Annotated in this window: 7 protein-coding genes; 5 read left to right on the forward strand and 2 right to left on the reverse strand. The window is 64.6% G+C overall.

Going from position 1 to position 6447, the window contains the following annotated elements; all coding sequences use genetic code 11:
* Nucleotides 1–111 precede the first annotated feature (111 nt).
* The gene (gene dnaN / locus AX702_RS13095) at nucleotides 112–1230 is read left to right on the forward strand and encodes a DNA polymerase III subunit beta (RefSeq protein WP_066780261.1); all 1119 of its coding nucleotides are present in this window, start codon (nucleotides 112–114) and stop codon (nucleotides 1228–1230) included.
* An 84-nt stretch (nucleotides 1231–1314) separates the two neighbouring features.
* On the opposite strand, the gene AX702_RS13100 is transcribed toward dnaN, so the two are convergent.
* Both AX702_RS13100 and AX702_RS13105 read right to left on the reverse strand, forming a co-directional pair.
* Nucleotides 1315–1836, reverse strand: coding sequence for a ferritin-like domain-containing protein (locus AX702_RS13100; RefSeq protein ID WP_066780248.1), 522 nt, complete (start codon nucleotides 1834–1836; stop codon nucleotides 1315–1317).
* 35 nt (nucleotides 1837–1871) lie between these two features.
* Nucleotides 1872–2759, reverse strand: a complete 888-nt coding sequence (locus tag AX702_RS13105) for an MBL fold metallo-hydrolase (RefSeq protein WP_331710404.1) — start codon at nucleotides 2757–2759, stop codon at nucleotides 1872–1874.
* Nucleotides 2760–3035: 276 nt separating this feature from the next.
* On the opposite strand from AX702_RS13105, the gene panB reads away from it, so the two are divergent.
* The 4 genes from panB to AX702_RS13125 all read left to right on the forward strand — a co-directional run.
* The gene (gene panB / locus AX702_RS13110) at nucleotides 3036–3896 is read left to right on the forward strand and encodes a 3-methyl-2-oxobutanoate hydroxymethyltransferase (RefSeq protein WP_066780251.1); all 861 of its coding nucleotides are present in this window, start codon (nucleotides 3036–3038) and stop codon (nucleotides 3894–3896) included.
* A gap of 65 nt (nucleotides 3897–3961) precedes the next feature.
* Nucleotides 3962–4675 (forward strand): tetratricopeptide repeat protein, encoded by a 714-nt coding sequence (locus AX702_RS13115; RefSeq protein ID WP_066780255.1) that lies wholly within the window; start codon nucleotides 3962–3964, stop codon nucleotides 4673–4675.
* Entirely contained in the window at nucleotides 4672–5994 is a 1323-nt protein-coding gene (locus tag AX702_RS13120) for an outer membrane protein assembly factor BamB family protein (RefSeq protein WP_066780257.1), read from the forward strand. The genes AX702_RS13115 and AX702_RS13120 overlap by 4 nt, the downstream gene beginning before the upstream one ends.
* 111 nt (nucleotides 5995–6105) lie before the next feature.
* Nucleotides 6106–6447, forward strand: a 342-nt coding sequence (locus tag AX702_RS13125; protein ID WP_156455486.1) for a GTPase, incomplete at its 3' end; no start/stop codon positions are given.

Here is a 6447-nt window from a genome sequence, read left to right on the forward strand (position 1 = left end):
ACAACTATCTGGCGAAAAGGAGGGTCGGGGCGCTTGCTCCGGCCCTTTCTGTTTGGCTAGGAAACAGGCGAGTTGCCCCTGGTCGAATCCGGCGGGCCGGGGGATGAAGTGATGAAGGCGACGATCGAACGCGCAACGCTCCTGAAGGGGCTGAGCCATGTCCAATCGGTGGTGGAACGCCGCAACACCATTCCGATTCTGTCCAACGTGTTGATCGAGGCGACGGCCGAAGGATCGCTTCGCCTGATGGCGACCGATCTTGATCTGCAGATCAACGAGAGCGTGGCCGCGGCGGTCGATCAGCCGGGTGCGACGACCGTGTCGGCGCACACCCTGTTCGATATCGCCCGCAAGCTGCCGGAGGGCGCGCAGGTATCGCTCACCGCGGCAGAAGGCCGGATGACGATCGTAGCCGGTCGGGCGCGATTTTCGCTTGGCACGCTGCCGCGCGACGACTTCCCGGTGATCGCGGAAGGGGAACTGCCGACGCAGTTCGAGATACCGGCCGAAGCGCTGAAGCAGATCATCGACAAGACGCGTTTTGCGATCTCAACCGAAGAGACGCGCTATTATCTGAACGGCATCTTCCTGCACGTGTCCGAGGACGGCGGCTCGCAGCCGGTGCTCAAAGCGGCTGCGACTGACGGCCACCGACTGGCCCGCGTTACATTGCCGCGGCCGGAAGGCGCGGAGAACATGCCCGACGTGATCGTGCCGCGTAAGTGCGTCGCCGAACTGCGCAAGCTGCTGGACGAGATCGACGGTTCGGTGGGCGTGTCGCTGAGCGGTACCAAGATCCGTTTCGACCTTGGGCAGGCGATCCTGACCTCGAAGCTGATCGACGGCACCTTCCCGGATTACAGCCGCGTCATTCCGACCGGCAACGACAAGATCCTGAGGCTCGATCCGTCCGCCTTCATGGAGGGCGTCGATCGAGTGTCGACCATCGCCACCGAAAAGACACGCGCCGTCAAGATGGCGCTCGACCGCGACAAGATCACGCTTTCGGTGACCAGCCCGGAGAACGGCACGGCCGCCGAAGAAGTGCCGGGCGAATATGTCGCGGCACCGTTCGAGATCGGGTTCAACAGCCGTTACCTGCTGGACATCCTAGGCCAGATCGACGGCGATCTGGTGGAGGTGCATCTGGCCGATGCAGCAGCCCCGACGCTGATCCGGGAGAATGACAAGGCACCGGCGCTCTATGTGCTAATGCCGATGCGGGTCTGATCCGGCCGCGATCTGACCGAGAGAACAGAGGACCGGGCGAGGAATTGCCCGGTCCTTTTTCTATGCTTTCCCGACGGTGACGGATCAGACCTTTGCCTTGGCAGAGCCGCCCTCGGCATAAAGGGTGGCGTAGCGGCGGGTGACGACCGGCAGATGTTCGTCGATCCAGCGCGCCATCGCTTCCTCCTCGCCAAGCGATTGCTTGAGCAGGGGCACCGCGTTTGCGAAGCCGCCGTCCTCCGCCATCACCAGCAGTGACTTGTATGCTGCGATTTCAAAATGCTCGAAGGCGTAGTTGGCGAAGCTGTTCTTGACGATCTCGTCGCCAGCGACGGTATGCGCGAGCGCCGCCATGCTGCCCGACATGCTGAGGCCCATGTCCTTTAGCGCGGATCCGCTGCTGTCGAACTCGGCCAGGATTTCGTCCAGCCGCGCGATCTGCCCATTGGTTTCTTCGATGTGCAGCCGAAGGCGGTCGGCCACCTCGGGATAATTCTCGATCCGGGTCACCTGGGGCGTCATGATCGATAGCGCCTGTTTCTCCACCGCATGGGCGTTCTTCAGCCCGGTAACGAACAATTCCTGCAGAACATCTCGGCTTGCCATGCTTCTCGGCTCCTTTGCTGAATAGTTTCGCTGCGTCACAACGGATTGCCCGCCTGGCATCGTTCCAGCTCGACCGGATCGTGCGTGCAGGTGATCGTAACCTCGTCGCGGCGCTCCACAGACAGCGCGCGAAGCCGCGCCTGGTTTCCCATTCGGCTGTCGGCGTCGACTTCCATGAGGCGCTGGTAGGCGCGCAGGCCCGGTGTGCACTTGCGCCGGGCCGAGCGCATCTCACCCCGGTAGAAATAAGCGTCGCCGGCGTGGAGCAGCCAGCGACCTTCATCCTGCCGAACCGCGACGCCGGCATGGCCCCAGGTATGGCCGGGCAGGGGAACAAGCAGGATCTCCGGCGGCAAGCCCTCCAGGTCGCGCACCGCATCGAAGCCGAACCAAGGCTCACCGCGCGCGCCGTAGCGGCGCCAGTTCGCGACATCGTTAAGCTGCCGTGTCCGCCAGCGGTTGCGGGCTACCAAGCCTGTATGGGGGCCGGTCGCGTCGTCATATTCCCGCTGCATCACGTGAACGGTTGCGTTGGGGAAATCCTCAAGGCCGCCAGCGTGATCAAAATCGAGGTGAGTCACCACGATATGCCGCACGTCCGATGCGCGGTGGCCCAAGGCCTCAATCTGGCGGATCGCGGTTTCTCGCTCATGCAGGCGGATGTTGAGCATCAGACGCCAAGGAAGAGTGATGCGCGGCGCCGGGCGACGATGCGGGTGCGCTACATCGCGAAGTCCATAGCCGGTATCGACCAGCAACAGACCATGCGTGTCCGTTTCGATGAGCAGGCAGTGGCAAACTATCTGGCCGAGCGGACCGATGCTTCGCCCGTCAAACAGGGCGCCTCCGAGTGGGCAGTCGGTGCCGCAATTCAGATGGTGAATGCGCATTTCGGCTCCCAGTTGAGCATTGCTTGGACCCATCGAACGGGTCGGTTGGCCGATTTCGACAATCTGAAGTCTCCGCCGAGCCCCATGTTGCGTGCGGAGAAGAACCCGTGAGTTGCGCGGAAGTTTTCTCGCGCAGCGCCGTTTTTGCTGCAATCGCAGTAACCTGGATCAGTAACGTTGCCTGCCGCAGAAGATTGCGCTGCCGCTGCTGCGGCTGGGGGGAGCGCGCTGTGCAGGCGCGAGCGGGCCGGCGCGCGCTGCACGGGGAGCGGCTGGATCGTCTCGCCCGAACCGGCTAAGCGCCTGTGCATGTCCACCACCTTCACCATCGACAGCTCGACCAGTCGCGCGACGCCAGTCGCTGCTCCGATGAAGCGAGTGACCGTTCCGGCCGTGCGCCAGCGCAAGGGCAAGGAGCCGCTCGTGATGCTGACGGCATATACGGTGCGCACGGCCCAGATCCTGGATCCGCATTGCGACATGCTGCTGGTGGGGGACAGCCTGGGCCAGGTGATCTACGGACTTCCATCGACCGTGCCGGTCACGCTGGACATGATGGCGGCGCATGGCGCGGCGGTGGTGCGGGGCAGCTATCATTCCATGGTGGTCGTGGACATGCCTTTTGGCAGTTACGAAGCCAGCCCGGAGAAGGCGTTCGAAAGCGCGGCGTGGCTGCTGAAGCAGACCGGCGCGGCGGCAGTGAAGCTGGAGGGAGGAGTGGCGATGGCGCCCACCGTCGCCTTCCTGTCCGAGCGCGGCATCCCGGTTATGGGTCATGTCGGTCTGACGCCGCAGGCGGTGAATGCGCTCGGCGGCTATGGCGCCCGGGGGCGATCGGAAGCCGAAGCGCAGAAGATTATCAGCGACGCTCAAGCGGTGGCCGGGGCGGGCGCTTTTTCCGTGGTGATCGAGGGCGTGGTGGAGCCCATCGCGATCGAGATCACGCGCACGATCGACGTGCCGACGATCGGTATCGGCGCGTCGGCGCAATGCGACGGCCAGGTGCTGGTGGCCGAAGACATGTTGGGCATGTTCGAGCGCGTACCGCGTTTCGTCAAACGCTATGGCGACATGGCGGGCTATATCGCGGAGCGCGCGGCGACCTATGCCGAGGATGTGCGGGCCCGCTCCTTTCCCACCGCGGAGCAGACCTACGCCCCCAAGGCGTGAGCCGCTTTCGTTTTCTCGCGTGCGCGACTAAGGTCCGCCGCCTTCCCGCCAAGTTGGAGTAAGCCGTGGCGCTCACGCCGCAAAATAACGAAGCGTTCCTGCGCGAAGTCGACGAGGAACTGCGCAAGGAGCAGGCGGCCGCCTTGTGGCGTCGCTGGGGACTGGCGATCGCCGCGCTGGTGGCGCTCGGCCTGGCGATCTTCGCCGGTTATCTCTACTGGCAACACCAGCAGCGCGAGGCGGCCGGCCGCGAGGGCGAGCAGTTGCAGCTGGTGTGGGACAATTTGGCTGCCGGTCAGACGGAAAAGGCCGCGCCGCAGGTTGCCGAACTGACCAAGTCGGACTCGAGCGGCTATCGCGCCGTGGCGCTGTTCACCCAGGCTGATCTGCTGCTCCAGAAAAATGATTTGAAGGGCGCAGCTGCCAAGTTTGGCGCGATCGCGGCCGATCAGTCGCTGGCGGAGCCATTCCGTCAGCTCGCGCTCGTCCGCCAGACCATGGCCGAATATGACACGATCAAGCCCGATCAGGTCGTGGCCCGCCTGCGCGGCGTCGCCGTGCCCGAGAACGCCTATTTCGGCAGCGCCGGCGAACTGGTGGCGCTCGCCTATCTGAAGCAGGGCCGACGGGATCTGGCGGGGCGGCTGTTCGGGCAGATCGCCCAGGCCGAGCAGGTGCCGCCGTCAATTCGTCAACGCGCGGTTCAGATGGCAGGCGTACTGGGCGTCGATGCCGTACCGGCGGACGCGGGTACGAAAGAGGACGTGAGCAAGCAATGAAGAAGTCGATTGCCGCACCTGTTGCGCTTGCCGCGTTGATGGGGCTCAGCGCCTGCGGCGTATTCAAGTCTGACCCGAAGAAGACGCCAACGGTGGGTAATCGGGTGCCCATCCTTGCAGCGGAAAATGCCGCAGAGGTCGACCCTTCGCTTGCCGGCGTGCAGGTCCTTCTGCCGGCTGCCGTGGCCAATCCGGAATGGTCCCAGCCAGGCGGTAACGCGGCCAAGTCGATGGGCCATCTGGCGCTTGGCGGGTCGCCGGCACGGTTGTGGACGGCAAGCGTCGATGGCGGATCCAATCGCCAGCAGCTTGGCGCTGCGCCGGTGGTGGCGGAAGGGCGCGTCTTCGTGGTCGACGTCGATGCGCGGCTCCATGCCTTCTCAGCGGACACGGGGGCGGCGCAGTGGACCGTTGCCTTGTCGGAGAGCGAGGAGAATGAGGCGGCGCGCTTTGGCGGCGGCGTCAGCTATGATGCGGGCAAGGTATATGCCACGGATGGCCTGGGCGACGTTGTTGCGCTCAACGCGGCGGACGGAGCGATTGCCTGGCGGGTGAAGCCTGGCGGTCCGCTGCGCGGCGCGCCCACCGTGGCAAACGGCCAGGTATACGTGCTGAGCCAGGACAATCAGTTGTTCGCGCTCGACCAGAATGACGGCAAGGTGGTGTGGACCGGCACGGCCAGCGTGGAAGCGCAGGGCGTGTTCGGCGTTGCCGCGCCGGCTGCCGCCGCGGGCACAATTGTCGCCGGCTTCTCCTCGGGCGAGCTGAATGCATATCGCTACGAAAACGGTCGCACGCTGTGGCAGGATGCCCTGTCGCGTACGAGCATCTCGACCTCCGTTTCCAGTCTGGCGGACATCGACGCTGATCCGGTGATCGAGGACGGCCGGGCCTATGCCGTGGGGCAGGGCGGTCGCATGGTGGCGGTAGAGATCGCGACCGGCCAGCGCCTGTGGGAGCAGAATTTCGCCAGCATCAGCACGCCATGGCTCGCCGGCGAATGGCTGTTCATCATTACCGATGATGCGCGGCTGGTCTGTCTGTCTCGAGCCAACGGCAAGGTTCGCTGGATTGGGCAGTTGCAGGCCTATCGTAACGTCGAGAAGCGGAAGGGCGCCTATACCTGGTACGGGCCTGTGCTCGCCGGCGATAGATTGTGGCTGACCAATTCGCGCGGTGAGCTGGTCGCTGCGTCGCCGGCCGACGGGAGCGTGCAGGTGACGATGGAAGCAGCAAAATCCTTCACGCTGCCGCCGGTCGTGGCCAACCAGACGCTTTATGTGCTCGATCAGGACGGGAAGTTGTCAGCCTATCGTTGACATGGACGGTGCGCCACGCCGGTGAGCGTGGCGCCGCGCTCCTTATGCGCGGTCACGCGAATTCGGGCGATCCTGCTTTCGCTACTGCGGCGGGAGTTGTAGGGGCACGCGATGACACGCCTTCCCACCGTCGCAATCGTTGGCCGACCCAATGTCGGCAAGTCGACGCTGTTCAACCGCCTAGTCGGAAAAAAGCTCGCGCTGGTCGATGACCGGCCCGGCGTCACGCGTGATCGCCGCGAGGGCGACGCCAACCTGCTCGGTCTGGATTTTCGGATCGTCGATACGGCCGGCTATGAGGATCATGACGCCCATTCCCTTCCGGGCCGGATGCGGCTCCAGACGGAAGCGGCGGTAGCCGCGGCGGACGTGGCGCTATTCATGGTCGATGCGCGCGCTGGCGTGGTGCCGCTGGACGAGGAGATCGCGCGATGGTTGCGTGGCTCCACCACG

The sequence above is a fragment of the Sphingomonas sp. CCH5-D11 genome (genome assembly GCF_001557395.1).
Classification (GTDB): domain Bacteria; phylum Pseudomonadota; class Alphaproteobacteria; order Sphingomonadales; family Sphingomonadaceae; genus Sphingomonas.